General features: G+C 64.3%; 20 protein-coding genes and 1 rRNA gene. 13 read left to right on the top strand and 8 right to left on the bottom strand.

What is annotated here, in order from left to right:
- A 5S ribosomal RNA gene (gene rrf / locus F7R02_RS27480) occupies positions 1 to 81 on the top strand; the annotation flags it as partial.
- A gap of 799 nt (positions 82 to 880) precedes the next feature.
- Here the strand turns inward: rrf and putA are convergent.
- Positions 881 to 4081, bottom strand: a complete 3201-nt coding sequence (gene putA, locus F7R02_RS05160) for a bifunctional proline dehydrogenase/L-glutamate gamma-semialdehyde dehydrogenase PutA (protein WP_078588695.1) — start codon at positions 4079 to 4081, stop codon at positions 881 to 883.
- Positions 4082 to 4358: 277 nt separating this feature from the next.
- Here putA and F7R02_RS05165 point away from each other — a divergent pair, with 277 nt between their 5' ends.
- Genes F7R02_RS05165 through F7R02_RS05190 form a run of 6 tightly spaced genes read left to right on the top strand, consistent with a single transcriptional unit; the run spans position 4359 to position 9115 of the window.
- A complete protein-coding gene (locus F7R02_RS05165) occupies positions 4359 to 4835 on the top strand; it encodes a DUF2244 domain-containing protein (RefSeq protein ID WP_003484655.1) in 477 nt (158 codons plus the stop codon).
- 16 nt (positions 4836 to 4851) lie between these two features.
- On the top strand, positions 4852 to 5811 hold the full coding sequence (coxB, locus tag F7R02_RS05170) for a cytochrome c oxidase subunit II (RefSeq protein WP_033485565.1): 960 nt from the start codon (positions 4852 to 4854) through the stop codon (positions 5809 to 5811).
- Between the two features lie 38 nt (positions 5812 to 5849).
- Positions 5850 to 7454, top strand: coding sequence for a cytochrome c oxidase subunit I (ctaD, locus tag F7R02_RS05175; RefSeq protein WP_005911527.1), 1605 nt, complete (start codon positions 5850 to 5852; stop codon positions 7452 to 7454).
- Complete coding sequence (locus F7R02_RS05180) at positions 7435 to 7608, top strand: hypothetical protein (RefSeq protein ID WP_003484652.1); 174 nt, start codon at positions 7435 to 7437, stop codon at positions 7606 to 7608. The genes ctaD and F7R02_RS05180 overlap by 20 nt, the downstream gene beginning before the upstream one ends.
- Positions 7605 to 8201: a cytochrome c oxidase assembly protein gene (locus F7R02_RS05185; protein WP_003484651.1), complete on the top strand. Its 597-nt coding sequence runs from the start codon at positions 7605 to 7607 to the stop codon at positions 8199 to 8201. The genes F7R02_RS05180 and F7R02_RS05185 overlap by 4 nt, the downstream gene beginning before the upstream one ends.
- 38 nt (positions 8202 to 8239) lie before the next feature.
- Complete coding sequence (locus F7R02_RS05190) at positions 8240 to 9115, top strand: cytochrome c oxidase subunit 3 (protein ID WP_005911522.1); 876 nt, start codon at positions 8240 to 8242, stop codon at positions 9113 to 9115.
- An 89-nt stretch (positions 9116 to 9204) separates the two neighbouring features.
- Here F7R02_RS05190 and F7R02_RS05195 read toward each other — a convergent pair whose 3' ends face one another.
- Positions 9205 to 9423 carry a twin transmembrane helix small protein gene (locus tag F7R02_RS05195; RefSeq protein WP_003484642.1) on the bottom strand — a complete coding sequence of 73 codons (219 nt, stop codon included), beginning with the start codon at positions 9421 to 9423 and terminating at the stop codon, positions 9205 to 9207.
- Between the two features lie 60 nt (positions 9424 to 9483).
- Here F7R02_RS05195 and F7R02_RS05200 point away from each other — a divergent pair, with 60 nt between their 5' ends.
- Genes F7R02_RS05200 through cyoE form a run of 4 tightly spaced genes read left to right on the top strand, consistent with a single transcriptional unit; the run spans position 9484 to position 12876 of the window.
- The gene (locus F7R02_RS05200) at positions 9484 to 10206 is read left to right on the top strand and encodes an SURF1 family protein (RefSeq protein ID WP_005926993.1); all 723 of its coding nucleotides are present in this window, start codon (positions 9484 to 9486) and stop codon (positions 10204 to 10206) included.
- A gap of 27 nt (positions 10207 to 10233) precedes the next feature.
- Positions 10234 to 10809, top strand: coding sequence for a redox-active disulfide-containing membrane protein (locus F7R02_RS05205; RefSeq protein ID WP_078588696.1), 576 nt, complete (start codon positions 10234 to 10236; stop codon positions 10807 to 10809).
- Between the two features lie 10 nt (positions 10810 to 10819).
- Positions 10820 to 11983, top strand: a complete 1164-nt coding sequence (locus F7R02_RS05210; RefSeq protein WP_033485563.1) for a COX15/CtaA family protein — start codon at positions 10820 to 10822, stop codon at positions 11981 to 11983.
- A gap of 2 nt (positions 11984 to 11985) precedes the next feature.
- Positions 11986 to 12876, top strand: a complete 891-nt coding sequence (gene cyoE, locus F7R02_RS05215) for a heme o synthase (RefSeq protein WP_078588697.1) — start codon at positions 11986 to 11988, stop codon at positions 12874 to 12876.
- A 45-nt stretch (positions 12877 to 12921) separates the two neighbouring features.
- On the opposite strand, the gene F7R02_RS05220 is transcribed toward cyoE, so the two are convergent.
- From F7R02_RS05220 to rpsU, 6 genes are all read right to left on the bottom strand, one after another.
- Entirely contained in the window at positions 12922 to 14502 is a 1581-nt protein-coding gene (locus F7R02_RS05220) for a thioredoxin family protein (RefSeq protein ID WP_078588699.1), read from the bottom strand.
- A 170-nt stretch (positions 14503 to 14672) separates the two neighbouring features.
- Positions 14673 to 15719 carry a bile acid:sodium symporter family protein gene (locus tag F7R02_RS05225; protein ID WP_139370839.1) on the bottom strand — a complete coding sequence of 349 codons (1047 nt, stop codon included), beginning with the start codon at positions 15717 to 15719 and terminating at the stop codon, positions 14673 to 14675.
- Positions 15720 to 15818: 99 nt separating this feature from the next.
- On the bottom strand, positions 15819 to 17567 hold the full coding sequence (gene dnaG, locus F7R02_RS05230; RefSeq protein WP_078588700.1) for a DNA primase: 1749 nt from the start codon (positions 17565 to 17567) through the stop codon (positions 15819 to 15821).
- Positions 17568 to 17650: 83 nt separating this feature from the next.
- A complete protein-coding gene (locus F7R02_RS05235) occupies positions 17651 to 18613 on the bottom strand; it encodes a YihY/virulence factor BrkB family protein (RefSeq protein ID WP_005911507.1) in 963 nt (320 codons plus the stop codon).
- A gap of 561 nt (positions 18614 to 19174) precedes the next feature.
- Positions 19175 to 19621, bottom strand: a complete 447-nt coding sequence (locus F7R02_RS05245) for a GatB/YqeY domain-containing protein (protein ID WP_005911504.1) — start codon at positions 19619 to 19621, stop codon at positions 19175 to 19177.
- 264 nt (positions 19622 to 19885) lie between these two features.
- Positions 19886 to 20101, bottom strand: coding sequence for a 30S ribosomal protein S21 (rpsU, locus tag F7R02_RS05250; protein WP_002808376.1), 216 nt, complete (start codon positions 20099 to 20101; stop codon positions 19886 to 19888).
- Positions 20102 to 20377: 276 nt separating this feature from the next.
- Between rpsU and tsaD the strand changes: the two genes are divergently transcribed.
- Entirely contained in the window at positions 20378 to 21436 is a 1059-nt protein-coding gene (gene tsaD, locus F7R02_RS05255; RefSeq protein ID WP_003484605.1) for a tRNA (adenosine(37)-N6)-threonylcarbamoyltransferase complex transferase subunit TsaD, read from the top strand.
- An 84-nt stretch (positions 21437 to 21520) separates the two neighbouring features.
- Positions 21521 to 21877 (top strand): dihydroneopterin aldolase, encoded by a 357-nt coding sequence (gene folB / locus F7R02_RS05260; RefSeq protein ID WP_003484603.1) that lies wholly within the window; start codon positions 21521 to 21523, stop codon positions 21875 to 21877.
- Positions 21878 to 22088: the final 211 nt, after the last annotated feature.

Here is a 22088-nt window from a genome sequence, read left to right on the forward strand (position 1 = left end):
CCATCCCGAACTCGGAAGTGAAACGCAGCTGCGCCGATGGTAGTGTGGCTCAAGCCATGCGAGAGTAGGTCATCGCCAGGGGCTTTACCCCGAATCCCTCAGTCCAATGGACTGAGGGTTTCTTTTTTTGCGCCAGCGCTGGACAGCACTGCGCGCAACGCGACTCACATCCCGCCACGCCGTGGCTGCGTCCGGGGGGAGTTGGCGCATTGCGCCGCTTGCTGATCGGCGCCTCGGCACCGAGATCGCCCTGCTCGCGGCAACAGAGCCAGGCCAAGTGTCCCGCACGGGTGTTGGCACGAAGCCTTGCAACGCAGCACTCGCAAATCCCTTGGAAAAGGGGTGTGCTCCGCCTCTCTGGGCGTCAACCTGCCTGGCCAATGCCAGACGCACGGTGCGGCAGTCGTTGTAGCGATAACAGACATTGCCCATGACAGCCTGCTTGGCCGACGTCCTTGCCGGCATATCCTTGACACAAAGGACGGCCTAAAGCAGATCGATCACGGCATCTGCGATGTTTCCCACATCTTTGATGAGACCAGATGCAAGGCACCAGTGGTAACACGACGCGCGGTGGAGGTGTCCGATAACTCTTGGATCGAATCCAGGGATGTACGCCATCAGGGCGCCCGCCTGGGAGCCGTCGATTCGAATAGCTGGCGAAGTGCGCCACGAAGGCCCGCCCATTGTTCGCCGAGCTGTGACCGATGCTCTGGATCGTTGGGATATCCACCACGACTGACAATCTGAAAAGCTGCGCCAGCCAACAAAAAACCCCGCATGAGCGGGGTTTTTTGTTGTTGTGCTGACAGTACATCTGGCTGCAATCGGTAATGGGGAACCGTTCATCGTGCAGACGCCAGCATCTGCTGGCCGGCAATCAGTCACCCAAGGTCAATAGCGAGGCATTGCCACCTGCCGCGGTGGTGTTGACGGTGACGACCTTCTCGGTTGCGAAACGCAGCAGGTAATGCGGGCCGCCGGCCTTGGGGCCGGTGCCGGACAGGCCCTGGCCGCCGAACGGTTGTACGCCGACCACGGCGCCGATCTGGTTGCGATTGACGTAGACGTTGCCTACCGCCACGCGCGAGGTGATGCGGTCGATCGTCTCATCGATACGCGAATGGACACCCAACGTGAGGCCGTAACCGGTTGCGTTGATCTGCTCGATGACGGCATCGAGCTGGTCGGCTTTCCAGCGAATCACGTGCAGCACCGGCCCGAAAATTTCCCGCTGGAGCTGAGAAAGCGATGTCAGCTCATAGGCGCGTGGAGCGAAAAAGCTACCGTGTGCGGTGTTACCGGCCAGGGCGGTGCTGCCGATCAGACGCGCTTGCCGATCCATGCGTGCAGCGTGATCGTCGAGAATCTTGAGGGCATCGGCATCGATGACAGGGCCAACGTCGGTCGAGGGCAGGCCCGGATCGCCGATCTTCAACTCACCCATCGCACCGGCCAGCATCGTCATGACCTTGTCGGCGATGTCGTCCTGGACGAACAGGACGCGCGCCGCGGAGCAGCGCTGCCCGGCCGAGATGAAGGCACTGGAAATGGCGTCTTTGACCACCGCTTCGGGCAGCGAGGACGAGTCAGCGATGAAGGCGTTCTGGCCGCCGGTTTCGGCGATCAAGACGCCGATGGCAGCATCACGTGCGGCCAGGGTGCGGTTGATGATGCGTGCGGTTTCGGTAGAACCGGTGAATGCAACGCCGGCAACGCGCGGGTCGTTGGTCAGCGCAGCACCAACGGTAGCGCCATCACCTGGCAGGAACTGCACAGCCGCTTCCGGTACGCCGGCTTCGTGCAGCAGCTTGACCGCTGCAAAGCCGATCAGGTTGGTCTGCTCGGCCGGTTTGGCGATGACCGTGTTGCCGGCCGCCAGCGCTGCGGCGACCTGACCGAGGAAGATCGCCAACGGGAAGTTCCACGGACTGATGCAGACAAAGACGCCACGCCCGTGCAGCTGCAGCTCGTTGGATTCGCCGGTCGGTCCAGGCAGGCGCTCCGGGGCACCGAATTGCGCACGCGCCTGGCCGGCGTAATAGCGCAGGAAATCGACGGCCTCGCGGACTTCGGCCACTGCGTCGGGCAGCGTCTTGCCGGCTTCCTTGACGCAGATCGCCATGAACTCGGACATGCGCGTTTCGAGCAGATCAGCTGCATGTTCCAGGATGGTGGCGCGGCTCGCTGCAGGTGTGCGGTTCCAGGCCGGCTGCGCGGCCACAGCGCTGGCCAGCGACTTCTGGACGGTGTCCGGATCGGCCGGGTGCCACTGTCCAACCGTCTCGCGGCGATCTGCCGGATTCAACACCGCTTGGCTGGGCGTGCTGATCAGCGCACCAGGCACCAGGGGCGTGGCCTTCCAGGGTTTGATCGCGGCGTTGAGTTGCTCGGCCAGCTGGCGCAGATCGTTGTCGTTGGCGAGATTGGCGCCCATGGAGTTTTTCCTGTTCTGGTTCTGGCTACGCAGCAAATCGGCTGGCAGTGGAATCTTGGGATGCGGGATGGAAGTAAATGACGTCACAGCCTCGACCGGGTCGCGGATGAGGTCTTCGATGGCGACATCCTCGTCGGTGATGCGATTGACGAAGCTGGAATTGGCGCCGTTTTCGAGCAAACGTCGCACCAGATACGGCAGCAGATCTTCGTGCGAGCCGACCGGTGCATAGACGCGGCATGGCAGATCGAGACGATCGGCAGGAATCACTTCGGCATACAGGTCATCGCCCATGCCGTGCAGTTTCTGGTGCTCGTAGGTCTTGCCTGCCGCAATCGCACGGACTGCCGCAATGGTCTGCGCGTTGTGCGTGGCGAACATCGGGTAGAGCGCGTCGCTGTGCGCGAACATGCGACGTGCGCATGCCAGGTACGACACGTCGGTGTTCTGCTTGCGCGTAAACACCGGGTAGCCGGGATGCCCTTCGATCTGCGCGCGCTTGATCTCTGCGTCCCAGTACGCGCCTTTGACCAGGCGCACCGGAATACGTCGTCCGACACGGCGCGCCAGATCGGCAAGAAAATCGATCGTGTACGGCGTGCGTTTTTGATAGGCCTGCACGGCCAGGCCATAGCCTTCCCAGCCATCCAATGACGGGTCGGAGAAGGTGGCCTCGATGATGTCCAGCGACAGTTCCAGCCGGTCGGCTTCTTCGGCGTCGACGGTGTAGCCGATGCCGTACGACTTGGCCAACTGCGCAAGTTCCAGCACGCCCGGCACCAGCTCTGCCATCACGCGGGCGCGTTTGGCGTGCTCGTAACGCGGGTACAGCGCCGACAACTTGATCGAGATGCTGGGCGCGGCAAATACATCGGTACCGACGAAGCTACCGCTGCGGCCGATCGCATGAATCGCATCCCGATACGCCTGCAGATAGCGCTGCGCATCCTTCATGGTGAGCGCGCCTTCGCCAAGCATGTCGAACGAATAACGGTAGTTGGCGTTGTCGCCCTTGCGCGAACGCGACAGCGCCTCACCGATGGTACGGCCCATGACGAACTGGTGGCCCATGATCTTCATGGCCTGGCGCACGGCCAGGCGAATGACCGGCTCGCCGACGCGGCCGATCAGGCGCTTGAAGGCGCCCGGCACATCGGCGCGGGTGAGGTCGTTGAGCTGTACCAACTGACCGGTCAGCATCAGGCCCCAGGTGGAAGCGTTGACCAGCACCGAATCGCTGCCGCCCATATGCTTCTTCCAATCCGCATCGCCAAGCTTGTCGCGGATCAGCTTGTCGGCAGTGTCCTGGTCGGGAATGCGCAACAGCGCCTCGGCCACGCACATCAGCAGCACGCCTTCTTCGCTGCCCAGGTCGTATTGGCGCATGAAGGCTTCGATGGCGCCCTGGTCCTGCGCACGCGCCCGCACACGGGTAACCAGATCGGCAGCGATCGCCTGCACGTTGGCTTGCTCAGCGACAGGCAGGCGTGCCTGGTCGAGCAATTCACGCACGTGCTCGGTTTCGTCCTTGAGCCAGGCCGCGGTGATGGCGGCACGCAAAGCGCCAGGTGCGGCGGGCAGTTCGGGCGCCAGCAGCGGGCGCGCAACTGAGGTGGAGGCAAGCGGGTCGAGCTGAGCGTTCATGCGAAAAGTGCCTTGGATTCCGTGCTCATTCTAGTGAGCCAAACGGCTCGCGCACTTGTGTGGAAGCGGCGGCTTTCCCGCCGTTTTGTGCATGCCGCCGGCGCAGGTGCGCGGTGCGGGGTGTCGGCACGACGATCGTCGTGAGACTTGGAAGTGATTGAATTTAGACGCACTTTTAGCTGCACTGCAGCAAATTTTTGATCGCCGGAAATGCTTGCCGCATGCGTTGGCGCGGGTCTACCATCGGGCTATTCCCGCAGTGCGCTGCGTGCTGTTTATGATCGAAGTGCTGCCGTTGATGTCCGGAGGGGTTGGGACGCAGCTGCGGTTGCGACCTCCGCGGGCACTGTCGGCCAAGCAATTCGTGCAGCTGTTCGCAGTGTTGGCGGGAACGATGTGGTTATTTGCAGGCCTGGGGTGGTGGACCGGCAATGCGTTCGCGCCGGTTTTTGCCCTGGTACACAGTGGTGTGGTGGCGCTGGCGCTACGGCAGTTGTGGCGAAGTGGCGAGCGCGAAGAAGCGATCCGGGTGGGGGAGGCCGTTGTCGAGGTGTTTCCGTCCGGGCATGCGCCACCAGCGTTTCAGGCACATCCGCACTGGGTGCGGCTTTGCATAGAACGCGATGACAGGGTGTTGCTGGTCAGCAGCGGCAAGCAGATCGAGATCGGAAGTTTTCTCGGGCCGGCCGAACGTGTGGAACTGGCAACGACGCTCAAACGCTTGCTCGCGGCCGCCAATGGCCGTCACCGATGACGTAAGGGTCTAGGCAATGACGCAACGCAGCAGCTGGAAGTCGATCAACACCTGCACACAAGTAGGCCTGGCGATGGCGGCGCTGCTGAGCGCGCCGGTGGCCTGGGCGCAATCGGCCGATCCAAAGGAATGGCAGCTCAACATGGGGCGCGGGGTGACCCAGACCGCGCGCATGGCCTACGAGGCGCACATGGTGGCGCTGTGGGTGTGCGTGGCGATTGGCGCGCTGGTGTTTTCGGCGATGGGCTATGCGATGTTCAAGTTCCGCAAGTCCAAGGGCGCGGTGGCCGCGCAATTCAGTCACAACACTACCGCGGAAGTGCTGTGGACGGTGATTCCGGTCCTGGTGCTGATCGCGATGGCGTGGCCGGCGACGGCGAAACTGATCGCGATGTACGACACCCGCGAATCGGAAATGACGGTCAAGGTGACCGGCTATCAGTGGATGTGGAAATACGAATATCTAGGCCAGGGCGTGGAATTCACCAGTCGCCTGGCACGCGAATCCGATCGCATCCGCCAAAGCGGCGAGCGCCCCACCGCAGCCTCGCAGCCGCATTATCTGCTGGATGTCGACAACCGCCTGGTGCTGCCGGTCAATACCAAGATCCGCTTCGTGATTACTGCCGACGATGTGATCCATGCCTGGTGGGTGCCGGCGCTGGGATGGAAGCAAGATGCGATTCCCGGCATCGTCAACGAAGCCTGGACCAACATCGAGCAACCGGGCGTGTATCGCGGGCAGTGCGCCGAGTTGTGCGGCAAGGATCATGGCTTCATGCCGATCGTGGTGGAGGCGCTGCCCAAGGCTGACTTCCAGCGCTGGCTGGCGTCGCGTCGTCGTGCGTCAGGCACGGCGCCGGGAGCGGCGCCAGCCGCCGCACCGACGCCGGCCAGTGCACCGGCCGCTCCGGCAGGTGACGCCGCGCCTGCCGCGGTACCGGCCCAGGCCGCAGCACCGACCGCCGCTCTCTAATCGCCCGCAACCGCTCGCTTCGCAGAGGTCGTTCCGTCATGGCGCATACCGCAGTCGATCACCACGGACACCACCAGCCCGGTTTCGTCGAGCGCTGGTTCTTTTCGACCAATCACAAGGACATCGGCACGCTGTACCTGCTGTTCTCCTTCGTGATGTTTATCATCGGCGCGGCGATGAGCGTCGTGATTCGCGCGGAATTGATGCAGCCCGGCCTGCAGTTCGTCAAACCGGAATTCTTCAACCAGATGACCACCGTGCATGCACTGGTGATGATCTTCGGCGGCGTGATGCCGGCTTTCGTCGGCTTGGCCAACTGGATGATCCCGTTGCAGATCGGTGCACCGGACATGGCATTGCCGCGCATGAACAACTGGTCGTTCTGGCTGTTGCCGGTCGCCTTTACCCTGCTGCTGCTGACGCTGTTCCTGCCGGGTGGCGCGCCAGCCGGTGGCTGGACGCTGTACCCCCCGCTGTCGCTGCAGGGCGGGTACAACGTCGCCTTCAGTGTGTTTGCGATCCATGTGGCCGGCGTCAGTTCGATCATGGGCGCGATCAACATCATCGCCACCGTTCTCAACATGCGCGCGCCGGGCATCGATCTGCTGAAGATGCCGATCTTCTGTTGGGCCTGGCTGATCACCGCGTTCCTGCTGATCGCGGTGATGCCGGTGCTGGCCGGCGCAGTGACGATGTTGCTGACCGACAAGTTCTTCGGCACCAGTTTCTTCAACGCGGCCGGCGGCGGTGACCCGGTGATGTACCAGCACATCTTCTGGTTCTTCGGGCACCCGGAGGTGTACATCATGATCTTGCCGGCGTTCGGCGTGGTCAGCGAAATCATCCCGACCTTCAGCCGCAAGCCGCTGTTCGGTTATCAGGCGATGGTGTACGCCATCGCAGCGATCGCGTTCCTGAGCTTTATCGTCTGGGCGCACCACATGTTCACCGTGGGCATGCCGCTCGGTGGCGAAATCTATTTCATGTTCGCCACCATGCTGATCTCCATCCCGACCGGGGTGAAGGTGTTCAACTGGGTCAGCACGATGTGGAAAGGCTCGCTGACCTTCGAATCGCCGATGTTGTGGGCCGTGGCGTTCGTGATCCTCTTCAGCATCGGTGGTTTTTCCGGCTTGATGCTGGCGATCGTGCCAGCGGATTTCCAGTATCACGACACCTACTTCGTGGTGGCCCATTTCCACTACGTGCTGGTGACCGGTGCGGTGTTCGCGCTGATTGCGGCGGTGTACTACTGGTGGCCCAAGTGGACCGGGCGGATGTACAACGAGACCTGGGCCAAGGTGCACTTCTGGTGGACGATGGTATTCGTCAACCTGCTGTTCTTCCCGCAGCACTTCCTCGGCTTGGCCGGCATGCCGCGGCGCATTCCCGACTACAACGTGGTGTTCGCCGACTGGAATCTGGTCAGTTCGATCGGCGCGTTCGGCATGTTCGTCACGCCGTTCCTGATGGCCGCGATCCTGCTGTCCTCGTTGCGGAGTGGCGCGCGGGCACAGGCGCGTTCCTGGGAAGGTGCCAAGGGCCTGGAATGGACGGTGCCGTCACCTGCCCCGGCGCATACCTTCACCGTGCCGCCGGTGATCAAGCCTGGAGATCTTGCGCATGAAGACATCGGCCACTGAGTCCGCCTCGGAGCCGGCGGTGACGCGTTTGCTATCTGCTGCGGAACGGCAGGCGCAGCAGCGCCGTGCGGTACGCCGTACCGCAATCACGGTCGGCATCATCGCGTTGCTGATCTATGCAGGCTTCATCGCCTCGGGAGTCATCGGGCGGTGAGTGCACGCGCGCCCGCACATGCACCAACCGCCGGCTTGTTCAAGCTGCTGGGCGTGGTGCTGGGCGTGTTTGTGCTGACGTTTTCCCTGGTGCCGCTCTACCGCATCGCCTGCGAGAAAGTGTTTGGCATCCGCATGGAGCGTGCGCCTGGCAGCACGCGCGCAAACGCGGGCGCGCCACCTGCCGCCGGCAAGCGCACGGTGCGCGTGGAGTTCGATGGCGGGGTCAATTCCAAACTGCCGTGGACCTTCCATCCCGAACAGATGACGATGGATGTGGTGCCGGGCGAGCTCAACGAGGCGCTGTATTTCGCGCGCAACGATGGCGCGCGTGCGGTGGTGGGCAGTGCGGTGCCCTCGGTTGCCCCTGCGCGTGCGTCGGGCTACTTCAACAAAACCGAGTGCTTCTGCTTTACCGCGCAGACCTTGCAAGCCGGCGAAACGCGCGACATGCCGCTGCGTTTCATCGTCGACCCCGCACTGCCGCCGGAAGTCACCACGATTACCTTGTCCTATACGTTCTATCGCAACGACGCGCTGACCTCGGAACTGCAGGGCGGCGGCACGTCTGCCGCGCCGCGCGCCGCACCCTGATTCTTCATCCACACGCACCACGACACGGAAGCAACGCCATGGCCGATCACAGTCCCAACGCCGACGCGTATTTCGTCCCGAGCCAGAGCAAATGGCCCTTTGTCGGGTCGATTGCGATGTTCGTGATGATGATTGGCGTGGCCAGCTGGCTCAACGACGCCGCATGGGGGCGCTGGACCTTCTTCGCCGGCGTGGCGATGCTGCTGGCGACGTTGTTCATGTGGTTTGGCGATGTCATCCGCGAATCCAATGCCGGGCACTACAACCGCCAGGTGGATGGCTCGTTCCGCATGGGGATGGTGTGGTTCATCTTCTCCGAGGTGATGTTCTTCTGCGCGTTCTTCGGTGCGCTGTTCTACACGCGTGTGCTGACGCTGCCCTGGCTGGGCGGGGAAGGCGACGGCGTGATGACCAACGAACTGCTGTGGAATGGCTATTCCGCTGCCTGGCCGACCAATGGCCCGGGCACGATCGGTGGGCAGTTCCAGACCATCCCGGCCTGGGGCCTGCCGCTGATCAATACGCTGATCCTGCTTAGCTCCGGCGTGACCTTGACCATCGCCCACCACGCACTCAAGGGCGGGCGCCGTGGCGCGCTCTTGTTATGGCTGGGGTTGACCGTGCTGCTGGGTTGCGTGTTCCTGTTCTTGCAGGCCGAGGAATACATCCACGCCTATACCGAGCTCAATCTCACGCTGGGCTCGGGCATCTACGGTTCGACGTTCTTCATGCTGACCGGCTTCCACGGCATGCACGTGCTGCTGGGCACGATCATGTTGGCAGTGATGTGGCTGCGCGCGGCGAAAGGGCACTTCAGCCGCGACAATCACTTCGCTTTCGAAGCGGCTGCGTGGTACTGGCACTTCGTCGACGTGGTGTGGCTGGCGCTGTTTTTGTTCGTGTATGTCCTTTGAGAATCGGGAGTCGGGAATCGGGAATCGCCAGAGCGAGCCTGCTTTTGACTTTTACGATTCCCTACTCCCAATTCCCCTTTCCCGACTCCTCAGCGGCCGAGCCCATGCGGCTTGATCCAGCCGGTATAGATGCCGAGGATCACGATGGCGATCAACGCCACCGATAGGCCGATGCGCCAGGTCAGGGCGTTGACGGTGCGCTTGGTCTGGCCGCGGTCGGTCAGCAGGTAGTAGAGGCCGGCGCCCAGGTTCCATAAGATCACGATCAGGAAGGCGACAATCAGCAGCGTCTTGAGCGAATCGTTCACAACAGCCCCGGGTGCAGTCGGCGTGGTGATGGCATTGCACGCCTTTTTGCGTCGCTTGTCATGACGCGCAAGCACACGGCGGTGTTTGGCTGGTGTCTGGCGCTGCTAGTGAGCGCGGGTTTTGCGGCGCTTGGGCATTGGCAACTGCAGCGGATGCATAGCAAGCAAGCCTTGCTGGACCGTGCCGCACATGTGCGAGACACCACGCTGCCCTTGGGGCAGGCGCTGGCGACGCCCAATGAGTTGGCATGGGTGCGTGGAAGCGTTCGTTTCTTGCCGCAACTGGTCTTGCTGGACAATCAGCTGCATGACGGACGTGCCGGCGTGCGCGTGTATCAGCTGGCAGCGCCAGAAGGCGTATCGACAGGCGTGCTGGTGGATCTGGGCTGGCTGCCATTACCGGCCGATCGGCAGTTGCCCGGCATCGTTGCGCTGAAAGGCGTGCAGACGGTGCAGGGACTCTTGAGCGCACCGCCGTCTGCGGGATTGGCGATCGGGCCGGCGCTGGCGCCGGGGGCTGCGGCGCAGACCTGGCTGGCCACCCGACTGGATCTGCAGGTCCTACGCAGCACGCTTGGCAGGCGCGACATTTCGTCGCAGGTCTTGCGCCTGGACCCTGCACTGCCGGTTGGCTACACACGCGATCTGGACATGCTGCCAAACACCCTGCCGCCCGCGCGGCACTTGGGTTATGCGGTGCAATGGTTCGGGCTGGCCGCTGCGGTCCTGGCGACCGCAACGCTGCTGACATGGCGTGCGCGCCGCCGCAGCCGCAGGCACTGACGCCTGCGGCATGAGAAAATCGCTGTCATGACCTCCTCCACATCGGCCACGCCGCATTCGGTCAAACGCGGCCGCAGGATGCTGATTGCCCTGGCGGTGCTGTTCTTCGGCTCGATGTTGCTGGCCGGCGTGCTGCGCTTCTCCGGATGGCAGCCGGCTTCCATGCGCAACAACGGCGAACTGCTGAAGCCGCCCGCGGATCTGCGGGCGCTGGTGCCGGTACGTGCGAACGGGCAGCCCCATGCCTGGGCGCCGAGCGAGCGCATCTGGCGCATTGCAGTGGCGCCGCCGGCCGATTGCACGCAGCAGTGCGTGGCCTTGGCCGCAGAGCTGGACAAGGTATGGCAACTGCTCGGGCATCGTGCCGACAAGGTGGAGGTACTGTGGATCGGTGCGCCGCCGGCGGGGCTGCCGCCGATGCCCGCATTGCGCGTGCTACGCGACGATGCCCCCTTGCGCCAGGCATTGCCGCGCGGCACCGATGCGGCCGGCGTGCCGGTGTATGTGATCGACCCCAATGGCTTTGTGATCCTGCGGTATGCCCCCGGCTTCGACCCGGCCGGCCTGCGGTCGGATCTGGTCAAGCTGCTGAAACTGATGTGAGCCCGTTTCGATGAACCTGTTTGCGCCACCGGCGTTGTTCCGTCACTTCCATCGCATGGCCTGGCTGGCCGCGCTGTTCACTGCGAGCACGATCCTGTTCGGGTCGTTCGTGCGGTTGTCCGATGCCGGCATGAGCTGCCCGGACTGGCCCACCTGCTACGGCCGTGTGACCTGGCCGCAGACCAGCGACGAAGCCAATACGCACGTGGCCAGCAGGATCCGCCCGCTGGAATCGCACAAGGCCTGGCGCGAACAGGTTCACCGTTTCCTGGCCGGTGCGTTGGGCGTGGAAGTGTTGGTGTTGTCGTTGCTGGCGGTGCGTCGCCGTCGCATGGGCATTGCCCAGGTGGTGTCGGCTGCGGTGCTGGTGGCGTTGTCGATCCCGCTCTACATGTCCGGCTGGCACGCCACGGCGTTCGGCATGGCGATCACCGGCGAGGCCATCCTGCTGCTGGCGGCATTGCGCTGGAGCAACATCGATCTGGCGCGCGCAGCGGTGCTGACGCTGGCGGTGGTGATCTTCCAGGCCTTGCTGGGCATGTGGACGGTGACGTTGCTGCTCAAGCCGATCGTGGTGATGGGGCACTTGCTGGGCGGTATGCTGATGTTCTCGCTGCTGGTGTGGATGGCCTGGCGTGCGACGCATCTGCCGATCACCCTGGCCGATGCATCGCGCTTGAAGTGGCTGCTGCGCCTGGGCGTGGCGGTGCTGGGTCTGCAGATCGCGCTCGGTGGCTGGGTCAGCGCCAACTACGCCGCGCTGGCGTGCGGCGGCGGCAGCTGGTCGGCCGACAACTTCCCGCGCTGCGTCAGCCAGTGGTGGCCGCCGCACGATTTCCGTGAAGGTTTCACGCTATGGCGCGGCATCGGGGTGGATTACGAAGGCGGCGTGCTGGACGGTGCGGCACGTATCGCGATCCAGATGGCGCACCGGCTATGGGCAATTGCGACCGCGCTGTACTTATGGTGGCTGGCCTGGCGCTTGTCGCGCTCGCCGGGCATGCGGGTGTGGGCCGGCGCATTGGCGCTGCTGGTGGCCGTGCAGGTGACCCTGGGCATGCTCAACGTGAAGCTGGCGCTGCCGCTGGAGGTCTCGGTCATGCATAACGGCGGGGCGGTGGCGTTGTTGTTCGTGCTGGTCTCGCTGCTGGCGCGGCTGCGCGCGCCGGAGTGAGCATGGCTGTCAGCGCACGCGATTATTGGGATCTGACCAAACCCAAGGTGGTGGCACTGATCGTGTTCACCGCCTTGGTGGGGATGTTCCTGGCTATTCCCGACATGCCGACCTGGCTGCAGGTGCGCACCGGCGCGCTGGGCTTCCTGGGCATCTGGCTGGCCGCCTCGGCGGCGGCGGCGATCAACCAATTGCTTGATGCCAAGATCGACGCACAGATGGCGCGCACCTCATGGCGCCCATTGGTGGTGGGCAAGGTGCGGCCCTGGCAGGTGCTGGTGTTCGCCGGCGTGCTGATCGTGATCTCCATGACCATTCTGGTGGTGTGGGTGAATGTCATCACCGCCGTGCTGACCTTCGCCTCGCTGATCGGGTATGCGGTGATCTACACCGTCTACCTGAAGCGCGCGACCTCCCAGAACATCGTGATCGGCGGCCTGGCCGGCGCCACGCCGCCGATGCTGGGCTGGGCCGCGGTGACCGGGCTGCCGACCAGCGCCGACTGGATCAATGCCTCGTTGCTGGTGCTGATCATCTTCATCTGGACGCCGCCGCATTTCTGGGCGCTGGCAATCTTTCGTCGCGCCGATTACGCCAAGGCGGCCATCCCGATGTTGCCGGTGACCCATGGTGTGCCGCATACGCGCAAGCAGATCCTGGTCTACACCGTATTGCTGGCGATCGTGACCTTGGCGCCGGTGGCGGTGGGCATGAGCGGGATGTTCTACCTGGGCGGCGCAGCCGTGCTCAATGCGGTGTTCCTCTGGTACGCGTGGCGCATGCTGAACCCGCCGGACGAACTGTTTTCGATGAAGATGTTCGGGTACTCCATCGTATACCTGATGGCGTTGTTCGCCTTCCTGATGGTCGATCACTGGTTGCTGCCGGGTTAGGGCGCGGCACCGTCGGTACCGCGTCCTTCGCAACTGCGATTCGGTTCAACTCAGCCAGTGTTTGCAGTTGCCCGTGTCCTGGCTGCCGCAGTTCCGCTGCATTTTCTGCTGCAGGCGTGCCAGCACGGCGTTGCCGTTGTGAGTCTTGCTCCAGGCTTTCAGCGCCTTGCCCATGATGTCGAAGCGCTGCTGGGTACGCTGATGGTAGCCATCGGGCTGGCTAGCCAGTTCGGCGATGACCTGCCCTGCGACGTTTTCGATGGCGGTTGCGTTGTCCGGTTGCAGGCGGATCAGGCCCTTGACATAGACCACGCCCCATTGCACCCGTGTGGCCGGGCCTTGTGCGCTCGCATAGGCCTTCTTCAGCCAGTACAGCGCGGTTTGCTTGTCGCCGCGCTCTTCGGCCATGCCGGACAACTCGGGCATGTAGTAGTAAGGCGTCTTGCTGCGTCCGAGTTCGGCGAGCAACAACTGTTCGGCGTCGGCTTTGTCGCCGACGAAATAGAGCAGGTCGGCGGCGCTGCTGATCGTGGACTGGCGTTCGGCATCGCTGTGTGCGGCCTGTTCGGCCCAGTGCGCGCGTTGCCGTATTTTTTCGACCAAGGCCGCCGGCAGTGGCGGCGGCGTACGCGTTTCCGCCGTCGGCTGACCCTGTGCCAGCTGCGCCAGCGCGATATCGGCATAGACCGTGTCCAGGCGGTCGCTGATCGGCAAGCGACTGTCGCTGTAAACCTTGTCCAGTGCCTGCGTCAGCGCGCTCGACAACGTGGCGCGCTCGGTTGCATTCGCCGCTGCTGCTTTTACCAGTTCGCGTGCCGAGTAGATTAGTGTGGTGAGGTTGGCACGCACTTCGGCGGGATCGGACAGCACGGCCTGTAGCAGGGCGCGATTGGCGGCGCGCTGTTTAGGCGTCGGCGTGCCGGTTTCTTTCATGCTCAGCGCCAACAACGCGAAGCGGTGTTGCAGTACAGGCTGTGGCGCGGCGGCGGCCAGGCGTGCCAGCACGTCAGCGGCGTCTTCTGACTTGATCAAGTGCGCGGCATCTACGCTCCAGTCGTATTGGCTGAGTATGGTCCAGTCGTCGTTGCTGAGCGTGGCCGGTTCTCTCAAGGCCTGCTGCAGTAATTGTGCGGAGCTGGAGGTATGGGTTGACGCTACCCGCAGCGCCTCGGCCAGATGGGCGGTGTCGCTGTCGCCGGCCAGACGGGTGATTTCGCTACGGTCCGGACGCAGCACGATGATGGTCGGATAGCCCTTGATCCCGAAGCGGTCGCCCCAGGCTTGCGCACTTTCCGAGTCGCCGTCCAGATGCACCGCCACGAAGGCGCGAGTACGGGCGATGAATGCCGGGTCCTTGAACAGCGTGGCCTTCAGTCGGTTGCAGGGCGGGCACCAGGCCGCGCCCCAGTACAACAGGATCGGCTTGCCGCTTTCCTTGGCTTCGGCGAAGGCATCGTCCACGTTGCCCTCGCGCCAGGCGATGCCGGCAACGGGTGTCGGCGTGGACGCCGTCTTGGGTGGTGCGGGTGCCACAGGCGGTGCTGGCTTGTTGCAGGCAGTCAGCGTAGCCAGCACTGCCAGCAGCGCGATCAAGGAAGGAGAAGGGCGTGGCAGCGACAGCGTCATGGCAAATCACCGTGGGGCGGCAGAAGGTCGATCGCGCACTCTAGTAGCCGCTGGCGGGCCCAGGCGGGCGGGCGTCATTACCGTTATACATCTGCTTACAACCCGGATGTGCGGCGACGCGAACTGCTGTTACGCGATACGCAGCGGGCAGGTGCTGGCGTGGTGCATCGTCAATGACGCTCGGCTGCGCCTTGCGGCTGGCCCGATGCACTGCGCGCATACCGTGCGGCCACAACGGCGCAGACGATCAGCTGCAACTGGTGATACAGCATGATCGGCAGCACGATCGCGCCCAGCCCGCCGCCGGCAAACATCACCTTGGCCATCGGCACGCCGGTGGCCAAACTCTTTTTCGAGCCGCAGAAGACGATGGCGATTTCATCGGCGCGGCTGAAATGCAGGCGCCGCGCGATGCAGGTGATCGAAAGCATCGCCATGGCCAGCAACAACGCTGCAGCGCCGAGTACCGCCAGCAGTGCAGGCAGCGGCGTCTTCTGCCACAGCCCTTCGTTCACCGATGCGCTGAAGGCGGTATAGACCACCAGCAGAATGGTGCCTTGATCGGTGTAACGCAGCACGGCGCGGTGACGTTCGACCCAGCCGCCGATCCACGGACGCATGAAATGGCCGGCCAGAAACGGCACCAGCAACTGCAGCAGGATCTTGCCGATCGCTTCGGCCGGATGCGCCATGGCGCCCTGACTGCCGACCAGTGCGCCCATCAGCAATGGGGTGAAAAACACGCCCAGCAGGCTGGAAAGCGAAGCGGCGCAGACCGCGGCCGGCACATTGCCGCGCGCCATCGAGGTGAACGCGATCGAGGACTGCACCGTGGACGGCAACGCGCACAGGAACAGCACGCCGACATACAGCTCCGGCGTCAGTGCCAGATGCGCCAGTGGTTTGAACAACAGCCCCAGTAGCGGGAACAGCAGGAAGGTGCAGCCCAGAATCACCAGATGCAGGCGCCAGTGCAACGCGCCGGCCTTGACCGCTTCGCGCGACAGCCGCGCGCCGTGTAGGAAGAACAGCGCCGCGATCGCCACGTCGGTGACATCGTCCATGACCGCAGCAGCCGTACCCGAGACCGGGAGAAACGAGGCCAGTGCGACCGTGCACAGCAGCGCGAGGGTGAAGGGGTCAATGCGCAACCGCGCCAGCAGCTTCTTCATCGAGGTCCAACGGTAGCGCGCGATCTTGCGCCTGGTATGGACCATTCTACGATGCGTGCTGTGGCATCGACGCCACCGTTCACGCCTGAAACGGCCCGGCGGTGCGCGATTGCCTTGCGCTGCATCCAGCCGCACAGCGCTGCATCACAACGCTGCGAGCGCCTTGAGCAGTTCGCGCATTTCGTATTTGTCGGTGTCGTCCAGCCCTTGCGCGCGCTGTTTGGCCTGCAGCTCCTCCACGCGCTGACGCAGCAACTGCTTGTCGAGTTGCGCGACGACGTCATGCAGCTCAAGCGTCCAACTGTGTTCGTCGCCGGGAAGCTCCTGCGCCGCCAGCTTCTGCAAGGCAGCGAGTTCCTCGCGCTCGGCGAAGTGCTCCAGCAGCGCGCCCGTGCTGATTTCCGGGCGTTGCCGGACCAGGTCCAGCAATTCCATCAACAAGTCGATCCCGGGCAGGCGCAGCCCGGAAAAATCATGCACGCCCTCCAGGCTCATCGCCAATGACGGCCGTTGCAGCAGGATGGCGATGGACGCACGCACCAGGCTGCGTTTCTGTGTGGGCGCGCCCATGCGGGCAGGCGGCCGCGGCCTGGGTGCGGGCTGCTGCGCAGACGCATTGGCGCCAACCCCGGTCAGGCGCGCCAGTTCCTGTTTCATCAGATCGCCGAATGCGCCCTCGGGGATTTGCGCCAACAGCGGGCGCGCACGTTCGGCCAGGCGCGCCTTGCCGTCCAGCGTGTGCAGGTTGATCTCACGCGACATCTCGTCGAAGAAGAACTGCGACAGCGGCGTGGCCTGTTTCAGGCGCTGATCGAAGGCCTGTGCGCCTTCCTTGCGTACGATGGTGTCCGGGTCCTCGCCATCGGGCAGGAACAGGAAAAACGCCTGGCGGCCATCCTTCATGCGCGGCAGCACCGATTCGAGCGCGCGCCAGCCGGCCTTGCGCCCGGCGTTGTCGCCATCGAAACAGAAATACACATCCGGCGCGTTGCGGAACAGCAGCTCGGCATGTTCGGGCGTGGTGGCGGTGCCCAGCGTGGCCACCGCCTGGGTGACGCCGAACTGGAACAGCGAGACCACGTCCATGTAGCCTTCCACCACGATCAGCCGCTCGATCTTCTGATTGGCCTGCCGCACCTGCCACAGCCCGTACAACTCGCGGCCCTTGTGGAACAGCGCGGTTTCCGGCGAGTTGAGGTACTTCGGCCCCGGGTCGCGGCCATCGGCCGGCGCGCCCATGATGCGTCCGCCGAAGGCGATCACGCGGCCGCGGCGGTCGAAGATCGGGAACATCACCCGGTCGCGGAACTTGTCGTACACATGGCCGCGATCGTTCTTGGAAAACAGCCCGGCGCGCTCGAGCACGCTCATGCGCCGCGCATCGGTGCCCAGGGTGTCCTTCAATGCGCTGTAGCCGTCGGGCGCATAGCCGATCTGGAAACGCGCGCGGTTGTCGGCATCCACGCCGCGCCCGTCCAGATAGTCGCGGGCGCGTTCGCTGCCCTCGAGCTGGCGCTGGAAGAACTTGGTGGCCGCTTCCAATGCCGAGTACAGCTCGCGGCTGTCGTCCTGCTGCTGCGGCGTGCGCTGCTGCGTCTCGCGCGGGATGTCCATGCCGGCGCGCTTGGCCAGCTCATCGACCGCATCGAGAAATTCGAGGCGGTCGTAATTCATCAGGAAACTGATTGCGGTGCCGTGCGCGCCACAGCCGAAGCAGTGATAGAACTGCTTGGTCGGCGACACCGTGAACGAGGCCGAACGCTCGTCGTGGAACGGGCAGCGCGCCGAATATTCCTTGCCCTGACGCTTGAGCGGCACGCGACCGCCCACCACCTCGACAATGTCGGTGCGTGCAAGCAGTTCGTCGATAAACGCGTCGGGGATGCGGGCCATCCCGCTAGGATATCTCAGCGGCCTGCCAGTACTTCGTCGCCCCCGCCGACGAGGCCGGGGAGGCCGGCACTGCAGCAGAGTCCTCAGCCGCGTGGCAGCGCGTGCGACTCCGATGCTGAAGATGCAGGCGCTGCATCGGCAGGCGGCACGATCACCGGCGGATGTTCCGGATCCACGCCCGCCTCGCGCAGCTTGCGATGCGAGCGCACCCGCTCGTCGATCACCGCGGTGATTAAGGCGCCGACGAAGAACACCACCGAGGCGTAGTACATCCACACCAGCAGGATGACCAATGTCCCCATCGAACCGTAGGCGCTGCCCGGCGCTGCGGTGGCGATGTACACGCCGATGGCGTAGCGGCCCAGCGCGAACAGCACCGCGGTGATGACGCCGCCCAGGAACGCCTGGCGCCAGTCGACGGTGCGATCGGGCAGGTAGCGATACAGGAACGCGAACGCCAGCGAGTACAGGGCCAGCGTGGTCACGTAGCCGACTGCCGGCAGGACCGAGGGCAGGCGCGCAAAGACCACCTGCAGTGCGGTGGTGGCAATCATCGACACGATCAGCAAGAAGCCCAACGCCAGGATCACCCCGAACGAGAACACCCGCTTCTGCAGCCAGGCCATCAAGCCGTCCAGGCGTTGCTTATCGGTGCGGAAGATCAGGTTCAAGGCGTTCTGCAACTGCGCAAACACCGCCGTGGCGCCGATGAACAGCAGTAGCGTGCTCCATACCCCGGCCAGCGAGCCAACGCCAGGTTGATCGGTGGCATTGCGAATGACGGTCTGCGCGACTTCGGCCGCGCTGCCGCCGGCCAATTGCCCGATTTGCTGCACCAATGCTTCCTGCGCTGGCGGATAGAGCGAGGCAGTCAGCCACAACAGCAGCACCAGCAACGGGGCCAGCGACAGTAGCGCGTAGAACGACAACGACGCCGCCTGCGTCATCACGTCGATCTCGATGAAGCGGTTCAGCAGCGCCATCGGCACGCTGCGCTGCAGACGGCTCAGATGCTTGTGCAGATAGGCGGAGGAAAGCGTCGTCACCGGTGGGAGGATCCTTGGCGCATACCGTTGGCGCGGAGGCGACGTCAGGGCAAAGACGGTATGCGGAAAGACCTTGCCCATGCCTGCGCTGGCGTATCCGTTCTAGCAGGGCCGGATCGAAGGACGGGTGAAAGCGCGCACGTGTTGCGGGCTAAGCAGCAGGCGGCGCACCTGATATGCGCAGTCTGTTGCGCGTCGTGAGCAACGCGCGCGGCGTGCCTGTCAGCGCGTTCAATGTGCGCCAGTCGCCGGTGCACCTGTAGGGCCGCGTGCTTGGCACTGCCGGAGTCCACGCGACGACCGGGACGCAGACTGTGCAGAGCGCTTCGGCCGCATGCTGGGCCATGCGCGTTTGAACGAGGGCGCGCGCCCTGCCCGATGCGTTGCGTGTCGCAGATGTGCAACGGCCTTGGCGCTCCAGCGCGTCTTGCAACATCACTGCGCGTTAAGAGGTCCGCCTTCCATTGGAAAAGCCGCTCGGTGGTGCGGCAGGCAGTGCCGCACTCGCCGCAGTGCCCTGGCCCTGGCCCTGGCCGTGGCACAGGGCACTGCGGCGATCGATCAGCCTGCCAGCTGCTGCTTGACCAAAGTCGAGACCAGGCCCATGTCGGCCTGACCGGCCAGCTTGGGCTTGAGTGCGCCCATCAGCTTGCCGATATCGGCCGGGCTGCTTGCCCCGGTCTCGGAGATCGCGGCCCGGATGGCAGCCACGATCTCGGCTTCGCCCATCTTGGCCGGCAGATAGCGCTCGATCACCACGATCTCCTCGCGCTCGATCTGCGCCAGGTCATCGCGCGCGGCGGCTTCGAACTGGGTGACCGAGTCCTTGCGCTGCTTGACCATCTTGTCCAGCACGGCGATCACGGCGGCATCGTCCATCTCGATGCGCTCGTCCACTTCCTTCTGCTTGATGGCGGCGTTGATCAGCCGGATCACGCCCAGGCTGTGCTTGTCGCCGGACTTCATGGCGGCCTTCATGTCATCGGTGAGCTGCTGCTTCATGGACATGCGGTAACTCCTGAGTGTAGGTATCGAGTGGTGGACAAGGCGCCTAAGCGGGCTGGGTACCTCGGCCGAACGGGGGGCAGGGCGTGCGTGGAGAGATGCCTTGCAGCGCCTCGCGCGTCGCGCGGATTGCTTAATGTCTCCAGTGCAATGCCGTGTAGCGGACCAATAAAAAAAGCCGGCGACGCTTGCGCGTGCCGGCTCTTGGGTTCGCTCCCGATAGGTCGCGCCTTCAGCGCAGACCCATCGGCAAGGAACCGCATTCGATCAGTACAAGCGCTGACGCTTGGTGACGTCGCGCGAGGAACGACGCAGCTGACGCTTCACGGCAGCGGCAGCCTTACGCTTACGCTCCTGGGTCGGCTTTTCATAGAACTCGCGCTTGCGGGTTTCGGCCAGCACGCCGGCCTTTTCGCAGGTGCGCTTGAAACGACGGAGCGCAAATTCGAAGGGCTCGTTCTCGCGGACTTTAACGCTGGGCATGTGTTCTCCAGAAATGGGATTTCCGTCCGGGAGCCCCGGGCGGGTGCGAGCAGACTCGCGTGACGGAATTTCCGGGTTGCCCCGGCGAGCTGCGTATTATAACGACTTGCCGACGACCTGCAAGCCCCCGGCAGAATTTGCCGCCGCGACGCGAATAAAGCATGCGCCCGGGCCATATGCGGCCGGCACGGTAGGGCGATGCAGCATCTTGCCATCGGCCGATCTGCGCAGCACAAAAGCTGCGAAAATAGCTGCATCTCCCCATGCCGAGCTGCCGTGAAAGTTCTTGGGATCGAATCATCGTGCGATGAGACCGGCGTAGCGGTCTACGACACCGAATTATCCGGCGTGCCGGCGCTGCGCGCGCATGCGGTCTACAGCCAGATCGCGCTGCATGCCGAATACGGCGGCGTGGTACCGGAGCTTGCCAGCCGCGACCATGTGCGCAAGCTGCTGCCGCTGATCCGCCAGACCCTGGGCGAGGCCGGACTGCGCATCGACGAACTGGATGGTGTGGCCTACACCGCGGGGCCGGGGCTGGTCGGCGCATTGCTGGTCGGTGCCGGCGTGGCGCGCTCGCTGGCCTGGGCATTGGATGTGCCGGCGATCGGCGTGCACCATATGGAAGGCCACTTGCTGGCGCCGTTGATGGAAGACGACCCGCCGCAGGCGCCGTTCGTGGCCTTGCTGGTATCCGGCGGGCATACCCAACTGGTGTCGGTGAAGGCGCTGGGCAGCTACCAAGTGCTGGGCGAGACGCTGGACGATGCGGCCGGCGAAGCCTTCGACAAGACCGCCAAGATGATGGGCCTGCCGTACCCGGGCGGCCCGCAGCTGGCCGCCTTGGCCGAAACCGGCACGCCGGGGCGCTATAAGTTCGCGCGGCCGATGACCGACCGGCCCGGTCTGGATTTCAGTTTCAGTGGGCTCAAGACCCAGGTGCTGCTGGCCTGGCGGTCCAGCGACCAGTCCGACACCACCCGGGCGGACATCGCGCGCGGCTTCGAAGACGCGGTGGTGGACACCCTGGCCATCAAGTGCCTGCGCGCGCTGGACGCGGCCGGCTGCGACACCCTGGTGGTGGCCGGCGGCGTGGGCGCAAACAAGCGCCTGCGCGCGCGCCTGCAAGAGGCTGCCCAGCGCCGCGGCGGCCGGGTCTGCTTCCCGCGCCCGGCCTTGTGCACCGACAACGGCGCGATGATCGCCTTCGCCGGCGCGCTGCGGCTGCAGGCCGGTGAGCATGCGGATGCGGCGGTGCATGTGACGCCGCGGTGGGATATGGCGGCGCTGCCGCCACTGGCGGCGCAGGAATCGGGAGTGGGGAATCGGGAATAGTGAAAAGCTCTACTCCGATCCTATCCGTACGTGCGCTGTTGTCTTTGCTCCTACCAATTCCCTATTCCCGACTCCCGATTCCCCATGGATAAAGTGTTTATTGAAGGTCTCGACATCGATGCGCTGATCGGCATCTACGATTGGGAACGGCGCATCCGGCAGACCTTGCGGTTCGATCTGGAAATGGGCTTTGACAACCGCATTCCGGCGGCCAGCGACGACATCGCCGATACGCTGAACTACAAGGCGGTGAGCAAGCGCCTGATCGAGTTCGTGCAAGCCTCGGACTTCGGGCTGGTGGAGACGCTGGCCGAGCGCTGCGCGGCGCTCGTGCTGGACGAATTCGGCGTGCACTGGCTGCGGTTGAAGCTGAGCAAGCCGGGGGCAGTGCGCGGCGCGCAGGCGGTGGGCGTGATCATCGAGCGGGAACGCGCCGCCTGATTGTCGCAAGCCGCTCGCCTGGCTGGCTTATCGCTGCATGCTTGGATCCCGGAATATCGACGGTTGCGGCGGCCCAGGCGCTGCGCCGCTGCCGCTCCGGCGGGCAACATGCCGTGCAACCGGCCTCTACAAATCCCCAATCTCGAATCCCGGCCTTCAAAACTTGCCTCCCCGCAGGCGCGTCAGGCTAGAATTGACGGCCATGTAAACG

Source organism: Xanthomonas cissicola (genome assembly GCF_008801575.1).
Lineage (GTDB): Bacteria > Pseudomonadota > Gammaproteobacteria > Xanthomonadales > Xanthomonadaceae > Xanthomonas > Xanthomonas cissicola.